This is a genomic window from Lactococcus sp. S47, assembly GCF_016517475.1.
GTDB lineage: Bacteria > Bacillota > Bacilli > Lactobacillales > Streptococcaceae > Lactococcus > Lactococcus lactis.
In genome coordinates this window covers 82,119-101,347 of the sequence record NZ_JACVUB010000005.1, presented here as the reverse complement: position 1 = coordinate 101,347, position 19,229 = coordinate 82,119, and the positions used below count along the sequence as shown (strand labels likewise).

At 34.8% G+C, this 19,229-nt stretch carries 11 protein-coding genes; 1 reads left to right on the top strand and 10 read right to left on the bottom strand.

Translation table 11 applies throughout. From position 1 onward, the window contains the following. Nucleotides 1-69: 69 nt before the first annotated feature. From arcC (IAE52_RS06670) to argS, 6 genes are all read right to left on the bottom strand, one after another. On the bottom strand, nt 70-1,014 hold the full coding sequence (gene arcC, locus IAE52_RS06670; protein WP_033900766.1) for a carbamate kinase: 945 nt from the start codon (nt 1,012-1,014) through the stop codon (nt 70-72). Between the two features lie 31 nt (nt 1,015-1,045). Then, on the bottom strand, nt 1,046-1,990 hold the full coding sequence (gene arcC, locus IAE52_RS06665) for a carbamate kinase (RefSeq protein WP_038602274.1): 945 nt from the start codon (nt 1,988-1,990) through the stop codon (nt 1,046-1,048). A gap of 16 nt (nt 1,991-2,006) precedes the next feature. After that, nucleotides 2,007-3,587: a basic amino acid/polyamine antiporter gene (locus IAE52_RS06660; protein WP_032944292.1), complete on the bottom strand. Its 1,581-nt coding sequence runs from the start codon at nt 3,585-3,587 to the stop codon at nt 2,007-2,009. Between the two features lie 130 nt (nt 3,588-3,717). After that, nucleotides 3,718-4,782, bottom strand: a complete 1,065-nt coding sequence (gene argF, locus IAE52_RS06655; RefSeq protein ID WP_004254507.1) for an ornithine carbamoyltransferase — start codon at nt 4,780-4,782, stop codon at nt 3,718-3,720. Between the two features lie 183 nt (nt 4,783-4,965). Further along, nucleotides 4,966-6,198 (bottom strand): arginine deiminase, encoded by a 1,233-nt coding sequence (gene arcA / locus IAE52_RS06650; protein WP_004254504.1) that lies wholly within the window; start codon nt 6,196-6,198, stop codon nt 4,966-4,968. Nucleotides 6,199-6,499: 301 nt separating this feature from the next. Beyond that, nucleotides 6,500-8,194 carry an arginine--tRNA ligase gene (gene argS / locus IAE52_RS06645; protein WP_010906279.1) on the bottom strand — a complete coding sequence of 565 codons (1,695 nt, stop codon included), beginning with the start codon at nt 8,192-8,194 and terminating at the stop codon, nt 6,500-6,502. Between the two features lie 67 nt (nt 8,195-8,261). Between argS and argR the strand changes: the two genes are divergently transcribed. Beyond that, nucleotides 8,262-8,720, top strand: a complete 459-nt coding sequence (gene argR, locus IAE52_RS06640) for an arginine repressor (RefSeq protein WP_004254487.1) — start codon at nt 8,262-8,264, stop codon at nt 8,718-8,720. A gap of 181 nt (nt 8,721-8,901) precedes the next feature. On the opposite strand, the gene murC is transcribed toward argR, so the two are convergent. The 4 genes from murC to IAE52_RS06620 all read right to left on the bottom strand — a co-directional run bounded on the left by murC (nt 8,902) and on the right by IAE52_RS06620 (nt 18,955). Continuing rightward, nucleotides 8,902-10,233 carry a UDP-N-acetylmuramate--L-alanine ligase gene (murC, locus tag IAE52_RS06635; protein ID WP_025016838.1) on the bottom strand — a complete coding sequence of 444 codons (1,332 nt, stop codon included), beginning with the start codon at nt 10,231-10,233 and terminating at the stop codon, nt 8,902-8,904. 202 nt (nt 10,234-10,435) lie between these two features. Next, entirely contained in the window at nt 10,436-11,029 is a 594-nt protein-coding gene (locus IAE52_RS06630; protein ID WP_010906281.1) for a hypothetical protein, read from the bottom strand. A gap of 215 nt (nt 11,030-11,244) precedes the next feature. Continuing rightward, nucleotides 11,245-14,349, bottom strand: coding sequence for a DEAD/DEAH box helicase (locus tag IAE52_RS06625; protein WP_033900757.1), 3,105 nt, complete (start codon nt 14,347-14,349; stop codon nt 11,245-11,247). Nucleotides 14,350-14,602: 253 nt separating this feature from the next. Continuing rightward, on the bottom strand, nt 14,603-18,955 hold the full coding sequence (locus IAE52_RS06620; RefSeq protein ID WP_109991329.1) for a SpaA isopeptide-forming pilin-related protein: 4,353 nt from the start codon (nt 18,953-18,955) through the stop codon (nt 14,603-14,605). Nucleotides 18,956-19,229 lie beyond the last annotated feature (274 nt).

The following is a 19,229-nucleotide window of genomic DNA, read 5'->3' as shown; positions in this document are numbered from 1 at the left end:
GGAAAGTTTATCGATTTTTAGACTACATTTATAAAAAAATGCTACATCAAAAATGTAGCATTTTTATCTTTAAGGAATAATCTTTGTTCCTGAATCATTATTGAGGAAGTCTTCAAGATTTTCCAAAGAAGTAATTGTTGCAGGACGACCTGTACGAGCAACAAATTCCATTGCTGCTTCGACTTTCGGAAGCATTGAACCTGCAGCAAATTGACCTTCTTCAATATAAGCTTTCATTTCTGCCATTGTTACTGTTTCTAGTTTTTTCTGATTAGGTTTATTGAAATTAACAAAAACATTATCTACCGCAGTCAAAATCAAAAGGTTATCTGCTTCAACAAGTTCAGCTACTTTCGCTGCTGAAAAGTCTTTATCAATAACAGCTTCAACCCCTTCATAACCATCCTTAGTTTCAATGACAGGAATTCCACCACCACCAGATACAGTCACCAAAACACTTGATGAGATTAGTGGCTTAATCGCTTCGGCTTCAACGATACGTGTTGGTTTAGGACTTGGAACTACTCTTCGATAGCCGCGGCCAGAATCTTCAACAAATACCCAGTCGGGGTATTGAGCTTTCATTTCTGCCAATCCTTTTTCATCGTAGAATGGACCAATTGGTTTAGTAGGTTTTTCAAAGGCTTGGTCATCTTTATCAACAACTGTACGAGTCACTACAGAGATGACTGGAACACGTTCCATATTATTTTTTATCAAAGCTCTCGTAAAAGCTTGCCCCATCCAGAAACCAATTTGTCCTTGAGTCATTGCAACAGCTGTATCAATTGGCATAGCTGGATTTTTAGAACTATCCGCTGCTAATTGTTGCAATAAAAGATTTCCGACTTGTGGTCCGTTACCATGAGTGACAACCATTTCCACATCATTATTTCTAATAAGAGGAATTAATTGTTCTGCTGTTGTTTCAAGTGCTTTTTCTTGCGCTTTTGCTGTTGGGTCATCTGTTAAAATAGCGTTACCACCTAGGGCTACGACCATACGTCTTACCATGAAATTATTTCTCCTCTATTTTTTTTCTTATTTAAGGAACAATTCTTGTTCCACTACCAGATTTGACAAAATTTTCAACATTGTCAAGGCTAGTAATTGTAGCAGTCTTACCTGTTCGTTCAACAAAACTAACAGCTGCTTCGACTTTTGGTCCCATTGAACCTTTTGCAAAGCGTTCTTCGTCAACATATTTGCGCATTTCAGAAACTTTGACTGTTTCCAAATGAACTTGGTTTTCTTTCCCATAGTTCAAATATACGTCACCACCGCTTGTTAAAATCAAAAGCTCGTCTGCTCCAACCATCTCAGCCAGTTTAGCTGCAGAGAAATCTTTATCAATTACGGCTTCAACACCTTTATAACCATTACCATCTTTAATGACAGGAATTCCACCACCGCCAGAAGCAATCAATAGACTACCAGATTCTAAGATTGGTCCAAAAGCTTTGGCTTCAATAATTTCAAGTGGTTTAGGACTTGGAACTACTCGGCGATATCCGCGACCAGCGTCTTCCATTAATTCCCAATCAGGAAATTGCTTCTTAATTTCTGGCAATTGTTCTTCTGTGTAAAAAGGACCAATTGGTTTACTAGCATTTTTAAAAGCTGGATCATTTTCATCAACCAATGTTTGAGTCACTGCTGAAATAACTGGATAACGCTCCAAGCCATTATTTGCCATTGCTCTTGTAAATGCTTGAACGGTCCAAAAACCAATCTCACCCTGGGTCATTGCTCCAACTGTATCCAATGGCATAGCTGGATTTTTTTCACTATCTGAACCTAGTTGTTGTAAAAGTAAGTTTCCAACCTGTGGTCCATTTCCATGAGTCACAACCATTTGCCGGTCATTATCTTTAATTAATGGCATCAATTGTTCAGCTGTAACTTCAAGTGCTTCTTTTTGAGCCTTCGCTGATGGGTCTTTCGACAGAATAGCATTCCCACCAAGGGCTACAACAATACGTTTTACCATTTCTGTACCCCTTCGCTTAATTTTTTATTTCTTTTTTGTTAATATCGCTACGAACGACAAAGTAAACAATAAATGTCACTACAATCAGTGGAACAACAGCAACAAGTAATGTATTACCATCAATTCCAAGTGCATCTTGCAAGCCAAGCCAGTTTCCATATACTCCAAAAACAGCAAGGATTCCTAAAACTGTTAAAACAAAAGTTGCAATTAATTCTGCTGTGGACATTTTAGTGCCATATTCTTTTTTGCCCAAAGCATAAAGAATGAAACCAACAGCATAGAGAATTAATGAAAGCCAAACAAATTGCCAACCTGAATAGTACAATGCTAAAATTTGGAAAGCAGCTGCGATGAAACCAATAATAATGTTACTTGTTTTCTTTTCTTGAATCCCTAATTTAAAGAGGTATAAACCAACTAAGGCGTAACAAATCATGATAACAGCAGTACAAAGGTAAACAAAAACATTGTAAGCATCAGCTACAAAATAAGTAACAATCAAGAAGATTTGAACTATTAATTGTGTCAACAAAAGTGAGTTTTTAGGTGCACCTTTGTCATTAAGTTTACCAAACCAACTAGGAAGTAATTTTTGTTCTGACAATTGTTGTGTTGCCTCAACTGGAAGCATTGTCCATGATAACCAAGCACCAAGAAGTGAAATCACCAGACCAATAGCCATTAGTGAGCCACCCCAACCACCAACCATGGCGTTCAAAATATGAACTAAACCAGGTTGTCCTGTGTTTGCTAACTCTTGTTGACTCATAAAACCAAATGGTAATAATGAGAGCAAGATATAAATTACTAACAAGGCAATCAAACCAAGAATTGAGGCTTTACCGGCATCTGATTTACGTTTTGCACGGTCACCCATCATAGCAGCACCTTCAATACCGACAAAGACCCAAATCATAACCATAAGTGAACCTTTGACTTGACTGAATAAATCTCCGCCAGTCATATTTGACCAAGTTAAACTCTTGATGACACCATCAGCATTTGTATTCGCAACGAAATTTTGCCAGAAGTGAGCGCTGAATACTCCAGCTTTAAATGTTACTATTCCAGCAATTACAAAAACAAACAAGGGAATCAATTTTGCAACGAGGACAATTGCATTAATAGCAGCAGCACCTTCAACACCTCGCATAACGAGTAAGGTCAATCCCCACGAAACAATTGAAACAACAATTACTGACAGAATGGTCAAAGAACCATTCTTAGCTTGAAATACGCCGGGGAAGAAATAGTCAACGGAAGTCATCATCAAAACAGCAAAGGCAATGTTACCTGCCCAGGCAGATAACCAATAACCCCAACCTGAGATGAAACCAACCATATTACCAAAACCAGCACGTGCATAATCTGATACACCTGAAAGTTCAGGTTTATTTACCACCAAATGATTTAGTGATAAAACCAACATTAAAATACCAAAACCAATAACGATCCATGAAATGATAACACCACCAGGTGATGCATTTGTTGCTAAATCGTTAGAGAGATTGAATACCCCACCACCAATTGCTCCAGAAACAATAATTGCAACTAAAGCAGCAAGGCCAATTCCTTTTTTATTTTCTGCGTCCATATCAATCCTTTCAGTGATTTCAACCGTCAAAGCAGTCTAATTTTATCTTAGACTGCTTTCAACGACTTAAATCAAAATCTATCAGTTTACTGACAGCTCTGTCAGTAAACTGACAAATTATCTATTTTAATTATTTAAAATCTTCAGGAACTGCTGGGATAAATAAATTACCCAAAGTTGCAGCCATGATTGCTTTGATAGAGTGCATACGATTTTCTGCTTCTTCAAATTGGCGAGCATATTTAGAACGGAATACTTCGTCAGTCACTTCCATTTCTGTCAAACCATATTTTTCTTTGATTTCTTTACCATATTCAGTTTCAGTATCATGGAATGCTGGTAAGCAGTGCATAAAGATCAATTGACCATTGTCAGCATTTCCAGTCATTTTAAGCATATCCATTGTGATACGGTATGGAGTCAAAAGTTTAACACGTTCTTCCCAGTTAGATTCTCCCATTGATACCCAAACGTCTGAGTAAATAATGTTTGCGCCTTTAACACCTTCTTCAATATTTGAAGTTGCAAGAGGTTTAGCACCTGATTTTTCAGCAAATTTATTTGCAATATCCATAACTTCTTTAGTAGGATGAAGTGAATCTGGAGCAACAATATGAACATTCACACCAAGCATAGAACCAGTTACGATAAGTGAGTTTGCCATGTTGTTACGACCATCGCCTACGTAGACTAATGTCAAACCTTTAAGATGTCCAAAGTTTTCTTTAACAGTCATAAAGTCTGCAATCATTTGTGTTGGATGCCAATCATCTGTCAAACCATTCCAAACTGGAACACCAGAGTATTTTGCCAAATCTTCAACTTCTTTTTGAGAAAATCCACGACGTTCGATAGCATCAAACATTGAACCAAGCACGCGAGCTGTATCTTCTGTTGATTCTTTAATTCCCAATTGAATATCGTTAGCTCCAAGGTATTCTGGATGAGCCCCAAGGTCAATTGCAGCAGTCGTAAAGGCAGCACGTGTACGAGTTGAAGTTTTTGCAAAGAGCAAGGCAATATTTTTACCTTCAAGGTAGTGGTGAGGAATATTTTGTTGTTTCAATGCTTTCAAATGAAGACCAAAATCAACAAGGTAGTTAATTTCAGCTGGTGTGAAATCTTTTTCAGCAAGTAAGCTGCGACCTTGGAATACTGAGTTTACTTCTGCTTTTGTAATAAGTGGTGATGTCATTATTTTTTCTTCCTTTTTCTATTTTTATTATATTTAATGAATTTTTTAAATTACATTAATAAGCTAGTGATTCACTCTTTCCTAAATAATTTAATTATCAAGCGAATCTATGAAATTATAAGTTTAAAGTATCTCTTCCTAAGCTATCAATGAACTTACGAAGATATTTTTAAATCTTTAAGATTACAAATCTTCACGCCAAAGTGGTTGTGACATACAACGGGCACCACCACGACCACGACCAAGTTCGCTTGAAAGAATTTCATGAACTTTGATTCCATGCTCTTTCAATAACTCAACAGTTACATAGTTACGGTCGTAAGTAACGATTTCGCCGGGTGCGATAGCAAGTGTATTTGAACCATCATTCCATTGTTCGCGAGGAGCTGCAATTGGATCACCTGCACCACATTCAATTAAGTCAAGTTCTGAAAGATTCAAGACTTTCTTGAGTGCTGCTTTAAGGTCAGTTAAATGTTCAATTTCAACTTCGTCATCTTTACCAGGGCGAAGAATGAAGACATTGATATTACCAGCACCATCCATAATTCCTGGGAAGACAGTAAATTGATCATGGTTAATCATTGTAAATACTGTATCCAAATGCATCATTGCATGGTTATGAGGAATTTCAACCGCAAGTACAGTGTCAAATGTTGAAAGTGGGTTTGCAAACAACTCTTTAGCAAGATTTTGAATTGTTTTAGATGAAGTACGTTCTGAAACCCCGATAGCTACTGTTGTTTTGTTAAGAATTAATTCATCACCACCTTCGATACGAGTGGTATGGTTACGATCACGCCAGATTGGAGTATCTTTGAAACGTGGGTGATTAGCCATAACATACTCTGTAATCAAGCTTTCAGGTTGACGAGCTGGGAAGGTCATTTTATTAATGGTCATTCCGACACCCATTGAAGCTTGTGGGTCACGTGTGAAGTAGGCATTTGGTAATGGATTGAGGTAGAAATAATTTTCTGCATCAGATCCTGCCATATCGCTAAGTGCTGTACGTTTGATATCCAATTCATTTTTACGAACGCCAGCATAGATTTTTTCGACCATATCTTTTGTTGACATTGAAGTCAAATATTCAGTCAAACCATCATATGTGCGTCCTGGACGGTAACCCGCTTCGTGTAATAAGTGACTTAAGAATTCTTCTTTTGTTTCAGATGATTTTTCAAAAACTTCTGTTGCAAGATTTTCGATATAAACAGTTTCTGCACCATTATCACGCAAAGTTTGAGCAAAGAAATCATGCTCTTTTTGAGCAATTTTGAGATATGGAATATCATCAAATAAAAGTTGTTTCATTGTGTCTGGGGTAATATTTTCAACTTCCGCACCTGGGCGGTGGAGGAGGACTGATTTTAATTTCCCAATTTCTGAGTTAACATTAATTCCATTGTTCATTTTGGAGTATCCTTTCTGATTTCGATTCGGTATTATTGGAATCGTTTACAAGGAAATTATACATCTATGCATATTTTTTGTCAAGCACTTATGCTACACTTTACAAAGGTTTATTCATTTATACATGTTTTTTTATATTCTGACAATTTCACGTTTATTCATTTCTTTTGTTATCATGCGATTCTTAGGCTTTTATTAAAAAAGCTTATTTTACAAAAGTATTTTAAAAAGGCAACAAAAAAATCTCTTATCCTAAAGAATTAAATCTTTTTGATAAGAGATTAAGTGAAAAATTTATTTTTTACATATTTTCAGGTGCAGCAACCCCAAGAAGACGCAATGCTTCTTTCAAGACGATTGAAGTAGCGCTAATCAAAGCCAAACGGCCATCCAATTGAGCATCATCTTCTAAAATGCGAACATGAGCATAATATTTGTTAAAAGCTTGCGCAAGCGAAATTGCATATTTAGCAATAACAGATGGTTCATAATTATCTGCAGCACGTTTAACAACATTTGGGAATTCTTTTAATGCTTTAACAATTTCCCAAGCTTCAGCGTCAGAAACTGCGAGAGAAATATTATTAATATCTACCTTACGGTTTGCTTTACGTAAAATTGATTGAATACGAGCATGTGCATATTGAACATAAGGGCCTGTTTCCCCTTCAAATGAAACCATTTCGTCCAAGTCAAAGTCATAACCGTTATTTCTATCAGTTTTTAAGTCATAAAATTTAACAGCACCAACCCCAACTTGTTTGGCAACTTCTTCTTTATTTTCCAAATTAGGATTTTTGGCTTCAATTTGTTTTTCAGCACGATCAACTGCTTCGTCAAGTGCCATTTCCAATTTCACGACATGCCCTTTACGAGTTGAGAATTTTTTCCCACCTTGAGTTACCATACCAAATGGAACGTGCACCATATCGTCAGACCAATCATAACCAGCTTCTTTCAAAACTGCTTTTAATTGTTTAAAGTGATTGGTTTGTTCGCCACCAACAACATAAAGAGATTTCACGAAATTGAAAGTTTTTTTACGGTAAGCTGCTGTTGCAAGGTCACGTGTAATATAGAGTGTTGCACCATCTGTTTTCTTAATCAAAGCTGGATTGAGGTTATATTTTTCAAGGTCAACAATCAAAGCACCTTTTGATTCGTGTAAAAGATTTTTACTTTCTAAATCTTCAACAATGGCGTCCATTTTATCACTATAGAAACTTTCACCCATGAAGTGGTCAAAACTTACACCAAGTTTTCCGTAAATACGGTTAAATTCAATCAAAGAAACATCTGAGAACCATTTCCAAATGCGAAGTGCTTCCTCATCGCCTTGTTCCATTTTAAGGAACCATTGACGTCCTTCTTCATCGACTTCTGGATCTTCTTTAGCTTCAGCATTGATTTTGACATAAAGTTTCAAGAGTTCATCAATCGGATTAGCTGTAATTGTAGCTTCATCTCCATATTTCTTGTAAGCTGTAATCAAAAGACCAAATTGTTTACCCCAGTCGCCCAAGTGATTGATTTTGATTGGCTGATAACCCAATTTTTCATAAATTTTGGCGATTGAATCCCCGATAACAGTTGAACGTAAATGCCCAATTGAAAAAGGTTTAGCAATATTTGGCGCAGACATGTCAATCGGAACATTTCCTCCTTGACCAATATTTGCATCACCGTAATGTTCACCTTCAGTCAAGACTTCTCGAATTACTTCTGAGGCAGTTGCATTTTTATCAAGGAAAAAGTTAACATATGGTCCTACTGCGATAACTTTCTCAAAGCCTTTTGTATCTATCTTCTCAGCAATTTCTCCAGCAATGATTTGTGGAGATTTTCGGAGAGTTTTGGCCAATTGAAAAGCTGGGAATGCTAAATCTCCTAAATCTGACGATTTAGGTTTTTCGATAATAGCCGCGATTTGTTCTACTCCAAGAACACCATCGATTGCAGCAGACAGTGCTTGGCTTACTAATTGTTTTTCATCCATTCATTAATTATACAGAAAAAACACTAATTTTGTCAATATATAGTCCATTATATGGTATAATTATGCTATGAAAAGAGATAAAAGATTAGAAATTATTAAAGAAATTGTGACAAATAATAAAATATCGACTCAAGAAGAGCTTCAATCTCTATTATTAGAACGCGGTGTAGAGGTAACACAAGCTACTTTATCAAGAGATATCAGAAAATTAAATATTATAAAAAAACGGGATAAAGGAGAGAGTTTTTACTCATTTTTGACTTCTGGCAATTCCAAAATTAATTCTGATTTGCAGTTGTATTTTTATAATTTTGTTATTTCAGCAAAATCTGTCGGAGCTTTAGTGGTTATTCGGACAAAATTGGGTGAGGCCGATGTGTTGGCGAATGCTTTAGATGACGAACGTGATAGTCGGACAGATATTTTAGGTACAATTGCCGGAGCAGATACTCTGCTCGTTATTTGTGCGTCCGAAAAAGCGGCAAATATTCTTACTGCGGAAATAAAGTATATTTTATTAGGATAATTTTTAAACAAATTAAGGTTCGTTTAAGCGTTTACATTTATACTCATATTACTCCCTAAATAATTTCTTCATAAACCCCTTTGATTCAAGTCGCACTCCCGTGACTTGAATTTTTTTTACTAACAAAAATTGAATAAAACAAAAAAAGTACTGACCAAAAAGCTGTCAGTACTTTTTTATTTTATTGTAAGTTAGTTGAGACTTGGCTAAGTAACTTTTCAAAAGCTAGTTCATATTTTTGAATATTTCCTGCTCCCATAAAGACGTAAACCCCACGGTCATGATCCAACAATGGCGAAACATTGTCAAGATCAATTACTTTGGCTGGTTTACGAACTTTGTCAGCTAAATCTTGTGCTGTAATTTCATGGTGGTCTACTTCACGTGCTGAACCGTAAATTTGAGCAAGGTAAACGGTATCCGCATGGTCAAGCACCTCTGCAAATTCGTCAGCAAAAGCAATTGTTCTAGTAAAAGTATGAGGTTGGAAAACAGCAACGATTTCACGATCAGGATATTTTTGACGAGCAGCATCCAATGTTGCTTCGATTTCAGTTGGATGATGAGCAAAATCATCAATAATGACTGTCTCACCTACTTTTTTCTCAGTGAAACGACGTTTCACTCCACGGAAAGTCAATAAGTGGTCTGCAACTTCCGTCATATCCAACCCAAGATTATGACAAACGGCTACAACTGACAAGGCATTCAATACATTGTGTTTACCATAAGCTGGAACGACAAAATGACCAATTTTTTCACCGCGGAAATAAGCATCAAAAGATGAGCCACGTGTACTTCTGACCAAATTTTCGGCACGATAATCGTCATTAGCCTCAAAACCATAATAGTAAATAGGTGCTTTGGCAGTCAATTTACGTAAGTTAACATCTTCCCCGTAAGCAAAAATACCTTTTTTAATATTATTTGCATAATCTTGGAAAGCTGAGGTGACATCTTCAATTCCTTCAAAGTAGTCAGGATGGTCAAAGTCAATATTTGTCATAATTGTATATTCAGGATGATAAGGCATGAAATGACGTTCATATTCATCAGATTCAAAGACAAAATATTCACTTCCCTCAATCCCACGACCAGTTCCGTCACCAATCAAGTAAGAAGTGTCCACGATATTAGACATCACGTGAGCTAACATTCCAGTTGTTGAAGTTTTACCATGTGCACCTGCAACCCCGATGCTAGTAAAATCTTCCATGAAATGTCCCAAAAATTCATGATAACGTTTGAATGGAAATCCATTTTTATGGGCAAATGCAATTTCAACATTGTTATCATCGCGAAAAGCATTTCCAGCAATCAATTCAAATTCGGGCTTAATATTTTTTTCGTCAAAAGGCAAAAGTGGTACGTTAGCTTGTTCAAGACCACGTTGTGTGAAAAAGTAATCTGTTGAGTCCGAACCTTGAACTTTCTTTCCCATTTGATGTAACATTAGCGCAAGTGCACTCATGCCTGAACCTTTAATACCGGTAAAATGATATGTTTTTTCCATGATAAAATTTTCTGTCAGTAATTCTATTTCTTTATCAATCACTGACAGAAATTTCCCTTCTTTTCTTACAATTATTTTTTTATTTACTTAAATTTTTATGAGCTCAAAGACACACAAAATAACTGACAAGTGATATCTCCAAAGTAAATTTTACCATAATAAAATTTAACTTCTCTGTCAGTTTTTCATTTAAATTTGAAAATTAAACGATTCCACGGTCAAAGATATTTTTCCGCTTATTTTCAAAATAACTTCCTTTTTGTGTGTCATTAGCAGCGGCTCCATGTGGAACTGCCTTCTTCATTCCGCCTTTAGCGACTGCATCAGAAACGTTCATTCCTTGATTTTTCATATCCCGAATTGGGTTATCATTAGCTGAAGGTCGCTTATTCAAAATTGCTGATGTTGAACGACGAACTGTGATATCCTCCTTGTCCCGCTCCAATGGTGAAACATATTGTTTAGGAGGCTTTGGAAGTGTTGCTGCTGCCCGCTTTGCCCGTTCTTTTGACTCGTCAACGCTAGTTTTCTTAGGCATTTTATCATAGGAACTTACGCCGTCATGATTAGAGTTTAGCGGACGATGCTGTGTGCTAAAGCTTGTTTTAGCTTTATAAGGTTTGAAACTCTCAGGTCTCTTGGCATCAGTTTTTGGCTTATTATTTTCAATTGAAGCTTCATCCTGAAGGCTGGGATTTCTTGTCAGCAACTGCTGGTTAGTAAAAATTACCCGAGTATCTTTTTGAAGTGCTTCGTCATCACCAATAACTGGAAATACCACTCTTCTTTCTACCATGTTTTGCCCTACTTTTTTATAGTTTGTTTAATCTATTAATTACACTTTAATTCTTTATGAAGATGATGAAAGTTTATCAAAGAACATTGAAAACTCTTGTCTTTCCTAGCTTTTATAGAATTTTTCTTCTACTAGATAAAATATCAAAACAAGATTTAGATTCTAAGATAACCGTTTCAATATCCATTATAGCTTAATTTCTAAGTTTTTTAAAGCTATACTCCAAGAATTTCACGAATTTCTGCTTCACTAAGGACTTTATCCACTGTATCGCCTTCTAAAACATTAGCAATTAAATCCTTTTTACGCTCTTGGATTTCCATAATTTTTTCTTCAATTGTACCTTTGGTAATCAAGCGAATGACTTCTACCGTATTTTTTTGTCCCATCCGATGGGCACGCGCAATAGCCTGTTCTTCAACAGCTGGGTTCCACCACAAATCAACCAAAATGACGACATCAGCACTGGTTAAATTAAGCCCAACCCCACCAGCTTTTAGTGAAACTAAGAAAGCATCACGACTACCAGCATTGAAGGCTTGAACCATTGAAAGTCGATCTTTAATTGGAGTAGAACCAGTCAGTTTATAAGCGGTCATTTCTTGTTCTTCCATCAATTTTTCAATATGTGGAAAAACTTTTGTAAATTGAGAGAAAATCAAAGGACGATGGCCTGAATCTTTAATTTGCGCCAATAATTCTCGTAAACGTTCAAGTTTCCCAGAACTTCCTTTATAGTCATCCATAAATAATGCTGGTGTATTACAAATTTGTCTAAGTCGTGTAATTCCTGCCAGAATTTCAATTCTTGAACGTGATAAAGCCGCACTATCCATTTCTAAAACTTGTTTTTGCATCAATTCGAGTTGTGCTAAATAGATTACTTTTTGATCATCAGCTAATTGGTTATAGACCGTAATTTCCATTTTTTCTGGAAGTTCTTCAAGCACATCTTCTTTTTTACGACGCATAATGAAAGGTTGAATCAATCTTGAGATAACAGATGGTTCCATCTTATTGAATTTTTCACGTTTTGGTAAAAAGCCTGGCATCACCACTTGGAAAATGGCCCAAATTTCTTCAATTCGATTTTCTAGTGGTGTTCCTGAAAGGGCAAAGGTATGTTCAACATTCAGAGCAGATAGTGATTTATTGGTTTTACTACTATAATTTTTGACAACTTGAGCTTCATCCAAAAGTAAGTAATTCAATTTTTTATCCTGATAGTCTTCAAAATCTTTCAAGAAGCTACCATAACTTGTGATATATATTTGATGTTTTTCTTGAATTTCTTTACTTCGCTCGGCTTTTGTCCCGTCAATAACAGCAAAATCAATCTCATCAGTAAATTTTTCAAATTCACTTGCCCAGTTATAAGTAAGACTAGCTGGTGCGGTAATTAGAACACTCTCATCTTTTTTCAGATTAGAAAGAATAAAAGCAATCGCTTGGACCGTTTTACCTAATCCCATGTCATCAGCAAGAATTCCTCCCAAATTATAATGAGAGAGCATACTCATCCAGCGAACACCCGTTTCCTGATAAGAACGCAAGGAAGCCTTAATATGTTCTGGTTTCTCGTAAGGAAACTCTTCAGGATGCGTCAAGTGTTGATAGAGTGATTTAAATTTTTCAGAGAAGGAAGTTCCACCAATATTTTCAAATATTTTAGAAATTTGGAAACTTCGATTAATATTAACATGTAAACTGCTTCCTTGAATAACAAATTGGTCGTCAAGTTCGTTTAATGCAGCTTTCAAGCGGTCAAATTTTTCATTAAAATGATAAAATTTCCCACTTTCACTGATATAAAATTCAGCATTTTCTTGTAATTTTGCAATAACATTTGCAAATTCACCATCTTCAACCTGAGGAATATCAAAGGAAATATCTAAGAGTCCTCCCTGACTATCAATATGAATTTCAGGAACTTCATCCATTCTCATATTTCTTAAAGTTGGCGATAGTTCAATCTGACCAAGTTTTTGAAAAGCAGGTAAGATTTTCAAAAAGAAATTCTCTGATAAATTTTCTGGAATATTTAATGACGAATTAAAAGCCTTAGCAAACTGCAAACGTTCCATCAGTGCAAAAATCTTTTGCTCTTTACGCAAATCTCTTGAAAATTCTAGGGTTTCTAAATCGTGGAAACTATCTATTGAGAAACTTCCATAATCAAAAGTCATTGCCAAACTAATGGTCTGATCTTCCAACAAATCAAAAGTAAATTTAGCATCAAAAGGTCTGACAACAAAATGGTCTGGCGCTTCAATCTCTCCCAAAGTTGATAATTGTTGAAGAGCCTGAGCTAATTTATCCTTATCAGCATATGAAAATTTAATTTGTGATTTTTTAGCAAATTGCTTATCTAAAACAAGGAGCAGACGCCGTTGTTCTTGATTAAGTTTATAAAATACATTATTGGCATAAAGAAGTGAATAATCATAAAAATTATGATAATCCTCACTGTAGAGTTTCAACTCGATATAATCTTGCTGACTTTCAACCTTAAATTTAAAAATCTCCGAATCATTATCAAGGGCTATAAATGTAAAATAATTGACCGTTCTACCTGTAATCTGAAGTTGATAATTCTCTAAAGCTGAAACTAAGTCCATTGCTTCTTCAAGGAATAAAAATGGAATATTAAGATAACGCCCATTTTTAATATATAAGGATTTGGTAAGTGCTTCATCGGATTTACTATCAATTTTTAAAAGAAAAGTTAAAAATTCTTGACTTGCTTCATCAAAATTATCAAAAAAGAGGTCAATATAGTGTAGAGAACCCAAAGAATACTGACTATAATTTTTTAAAGCACGTAGAAAATAAGGAATATCTTTAATAACGTATGAGCGGCCCAAATTTTTACTTCTTAATTTTAAATCAAAATACAAAAAATAATCCATTGAAAAATAATCATAAAGCTGACTATTATCCTCAATTTGAACTTCGATAGAATATTGGTCTGTATTGAAATTTAATTGTGTCTCACCATTTACAGCATCTAAAAAAGCAACATTTTCACCAAAAAGCGCTCGTTCAGCTCCTTTGATTTCTTTATCTTTTGTTTCCTGACTTCCTTTATCTTGATTTTTTAGATACTCTTCTATCGCTGCAATGTGTTTGCAATAGCGGTGGTTTTGTTGAAAGACTGCACAAGTGCAACTATCTTGCGCGCCATCTAGGTCATAACTTACCTCTTCACCATCAATTTCTGCTGTTAGTTTAAAATCAGTTTCAATTGGGTCATTTAAGAAGCCTTTCGCATAGAGGGCGATTCCCTCACTTCGCACTCGTGCCGGCATCATTCTACTCATATTTTTATATTTTTCCTCGAATCAATTATTTCAAAATTTTGCGTATATTATACCATAATTACCATTTTTTTGCTAGAGTTTTCCTCTTTCTTATCAATTTTTTCAATAAGAGCTGTTTTAGTAAAGAATATCCTCCTCTTTTTACTACTTATTCGGTGTCATGGTTTTGACTAATAATCTTATTATAACAAATATTAAAAATACCGACTAGCTGTCAGTATTTTTTAATCATCATTATTTACAAATATATTTTCTACTTTCCACGATACTTTTTCAATAAGTAAGCTGAGATGATAAGTAGTAACCCAACTCCTCCTACACCGATTGCTCCAAGAGCAGGGAGTTCTATGTTCGGTTTATTTGTTTCTTGCTTATTCTGCATCTCATTATTTTCTTCTTTTTCTTTCTCTTTTTCTTCACTTCCTCCTTCAGCTATTTTGTAATTTGCAAATACTATCCCTATTTCATCTTCCAAATCACCTTTATATTCTTTAAAGTCTTCTAAACTTCCAAACTCTAGGATTTCTGGATGAGTTGCCGAACGTTTGGCTAATCTAATATGAATGGTAGCTTTATCTGCATATCCTTGTGCCTTATCCATGTATGCCACAATAACAGTGTTAGTCTTTTGATAACCTGCAGGCACCTCCTCTTCACTTATGATATAAAGATTACCTCTAGCCATATGGTCTAAGGTTCTAGAACCCTTTTCAGTAGAAAGAGTGGCTCCTGCTTTGGCATCAATAGAAGTCTTACTACTCGTTGAAATATCATTTCCTGACAAGTCCAAAGTGTCAAGATTTAAACGCTCAAGGCTGTCAAAATCTTGAGTCGGTTCAAACTTCTCAACCCACCTTAAAGCAAATTGGGTGTCCATTGGTCTATTACTTTCTCCATCAACTTTTTTTATTGTAAAACTATGAGTAATATTAGAATGAATCTCAAAAGAAATTAAATATTCTGAGATTTTTTCTTGGAAAGATGAGTCACTTTTTACTTTTTCGACCTGAGAATCAGTACTCTCTAATGCTTTGAATTCTGGATTCTTTGTTTTAATAAGCGAAACGACACCGAGTGTACTTGGCGTTTGATTGATACTTTCTAGTATTGATTCATCTGGGGTTTCAAGTAAATCTCCACCATCAATTTCAATGTTATTATCTTCTTCATGTTCTTTAAGTTCATCCATATTTGGTGTTGTGATTATCCATTGGGAGGTTTCTCCAAAATTTGGAAATAATCCAATCGAACTTTTTTTAACCAATTTATATTGAGTATCATACTCTAAACTAATTGGAGATGTACTTTCTTGACCATTATTTTCATTGTCAATAACAGTTAGCTTGCCATCTGAATTAGATTTTAAGGCTATTGTTTCTCCTGTAAAGTCATTATTAAATGTTTTTAGTATTCTATCAAAATTATTGATTCTTTTTACGGAATCCGAATCAGTAGAATTCCTACCTAAGCGAGTCAATTCAAAACTTACTCCAGCTAAAGGGGAGGTAAAGTCATCATCTATCTTATCAACTTCTAACTGCAAGGGCGGAACGGCCTGATTATAAAAAATTAGTGTGAGATGCAAATCACCATTTTCTTCTTCATTCAATACTAATCCATTTTTTCCACTTTCATTTTCATCTAAAAATGGAATATCTATACCCTCACTACCAATAGCAACAATGCTTCCATTAAATTTGACTCGGAAAAAGTGAACTTCATCATCTCTGTAATATCCATTTGGGCTAACACTTTCTTGCAAGGCGTAAAGACCGGGTAATAGATTGTTTGTGATTTCAAGGGGCTTAAGTTGGGTCAATTCATCATCTACTGATTCTATTTGATATAAATTAAAAACTGCTCCATCAAGTTTTTCTTCTGAATCAACCGCTCTTTTATCAATTGTAACAGAGTTTCTAAATTCCTCTACATTTATATCATTAGTGATATTGAGACTAATCATGAATTTATTATAGTGTTCATCTAAAGCGATTTGCTCTCCATCAACTTTTATTATAGGCTGCCCATTTTCAAGCTCAGTTTTTATTTTCCATGGTCCTTCCAGTGAGTGACCGGGCGATTTTATTTCGTGGAGTTGATATTCTTCTCCGTAATTTAAACGGGTCTTATCAAATAAAATTTCACCTTTTTCGTTCGTTACTGCCTTGTCAATTTCTTCTCCTTGACTATTTTTAAGTACAAATTCCACCTCTGACAATGGTTCATTATCATGGTTAGATGTTTTGATTAGCTGTAATCTAAACTTCTCTATGTTAGCAATTGTAGTTTTGTCTTCCCCAATTGTTATCCAATCATATATTTCGCTATTAAGAACAATTTCATCTTTTATTTCATAAATGAATTCTTCGCCCAAAATAGAATACTTAGGTAAATTTTCTAACTGACTCCGCCATTCATCATCCTCTTTAAGCGTAACAGTCTTGGTCCAATCAGATGATATTTGAGCACTTCTTCGGCCTATAAGCAGCTCAACTTTCTCAGGTATATTTTCTGAATTAGCTAACCATTGTTTTTCAAGGGTAAGATTTATTCCTGATGATTTTGCTGATGGTACTCCAAAATTTACTTTATTATCTGGGTTACTACCGTTTGGAGTCAACGTCGTTTCTCCATTCATTTGATACCAATAATTAGTTTTAAAATCATCGGTTTCAGTATTTAATCGAACCTGATAATGAATTTGAACTTCTTGATTTTTCCCAATATTAAGATTTGAAATTTCTAATCCTTTTTCGTTTATCTTACCTGTTGGTAAATTATCAATTGAGTCTTCTCCGACACTAGTAATTTCAAACTTTGTATCCTTATATTCAAACTGAGCACCTAGTGGGTCGAGAATCAATCCATTTGTAATTGTGTTAAATCGACTTAGAACGACATTTGCTTGATTTTTTAAATAATCAGTAATATCATTTGCACTATTTGCATCTTGGTATAATCCTGTCGTAGCTATTAGACTGGTCCGACTTTTGACTTCTTCTTGACTCAGATAGCTTCCATCATTCCCAAGTTGAATTCCAAGTGTATGAATTTCTGAAATCTTTTGTTTAGAAATTTCTGCCTCTCCTAATGTTGCGGCCCAAGTGTCCCGAATTTCGATATTACTTCCACCATTTATATCTTTAACAGAATATGGGCTTTGAATCTTAGAAGTGTTTCCTGGTTCATCTCGGCTTTCAGCAAAGCTTTGACCATAAATGACATTATCAACTTTTGAGGCAGAATTTACTTTGTAACTAAACGTCGGAACACCATCAGTCATCAAAATCATCATTTTTTGATTATCACTGGAGTCCTGTTCAAGCATCTCAGTTCCCTTACGAAGTCCCAATTGAGTAAAAGTTCCACCTGAAAATTGTGGTGCTAATGCTTGATTAATTGATTTAACATGGCTTTCTGATGATACTTTATCTATTGGTACAGTGATATATCCACTAGCTCCCGTTACATAATTCCCGGGACTAGAATATCCAACAATTCCAACATTGACATAGTCTGCATAAGCAGTGTTTTGAATCGTTGATAAAAAATCACTCACTCCTTGCCGAACAGCAGTTTCTTTTGCCCCTTGCATCGAGCCTGACATATCAATTACCAAAACAATATCAACTGGTTTTATTGGGTTTTGAACATTTCCTCGAACATTTAAATAAACATCGTATAAGCCTGGTGTTTCTGTTTCTTTTGCATATTTTCTTAAGGCAAAATCGACCGGATTATTAACTCCAGCGTATTCAATATACGAATTTTCTAAATTTGTTGCTTCTCCATTCCAACTATTGACTCCATCCCACTGTGAAGAAAAAGAATTCCAGCCTTGATGATTGACCACTGTTGTATTTCCCGTAGGTATCCAAGAATGATTTGGAGAAATTCCTGTCTCATCTTGTCTATATTCAGGAGAAATATTTTCATAATTTTGCGCTAAATCATTAAAACTAGCCTTTATCCCAAAGTTTGAAGGGTAAGAAAATGCTAATTGTGAATCTTTTTTTAATTGACTAACAGTTTCTTCTTGACTTGACTCGTTATTTAATACTTCTTCTGTATTTTTATTATCCTTCTCTTTTGAATCTGCTTTATTATTTTCTGGAATATATAAGCTAAAAATTGTTGATTCATTCTTCGCTAAAATATCTTCACTGATGACTTCTTGCTCGTTTTCAATAAGTTTAGCATCTGCCTGAATTTCTAAGTTTAACAATGAAATAGAGTTGTTAGCTCTAAGTACAATCTTTCCTTCATCCTCTTTTTCAAAATCTGAAATTATTGTATTTTTTTCTTTAAGTGTCCAGCTTTCATTTTCCTCTATTTCAATAGGCTGATTCCCTTCAAAAGAAAACTTTAACTTTAATTCTTTATCATTTTCTGTTTTATTTATTCTATAATCAATTTTCCATTCGTATTGATTTTCTAAAGCTCGCATACTATATGAGATATTGAATGATTCATCATTAATAAGCTCAACTTTATCTTTATAATTTTTTTGATTTTCTGCAAATACTTGATGACCTTGCAGTAAGTTTGGAACAAAGTTTAGAACTAAGATTATTATACTTAAACAAACCGTCCATTTTTTTATCATCTATCATTCCTTTCTTGCGAATTTCATATTTATCGAAATTATTTTGGTAGAATTCTACTCCTTTCTATTTTTTATCCATGCGTCATATTTGAGTTTTAGATTAAATCTTTTTGATTTATAATTTTATTATTTTCACAACCATAAACTCATTTTACATAATTATTATTTCATATTGTTCTTATTTTCCAAATTGAAATACATTGTTTTGCTTTAGTATTTATAAAAGTACATTCGCTAAGACAATGAACAACGCCTACAAATTCATATATAGTGA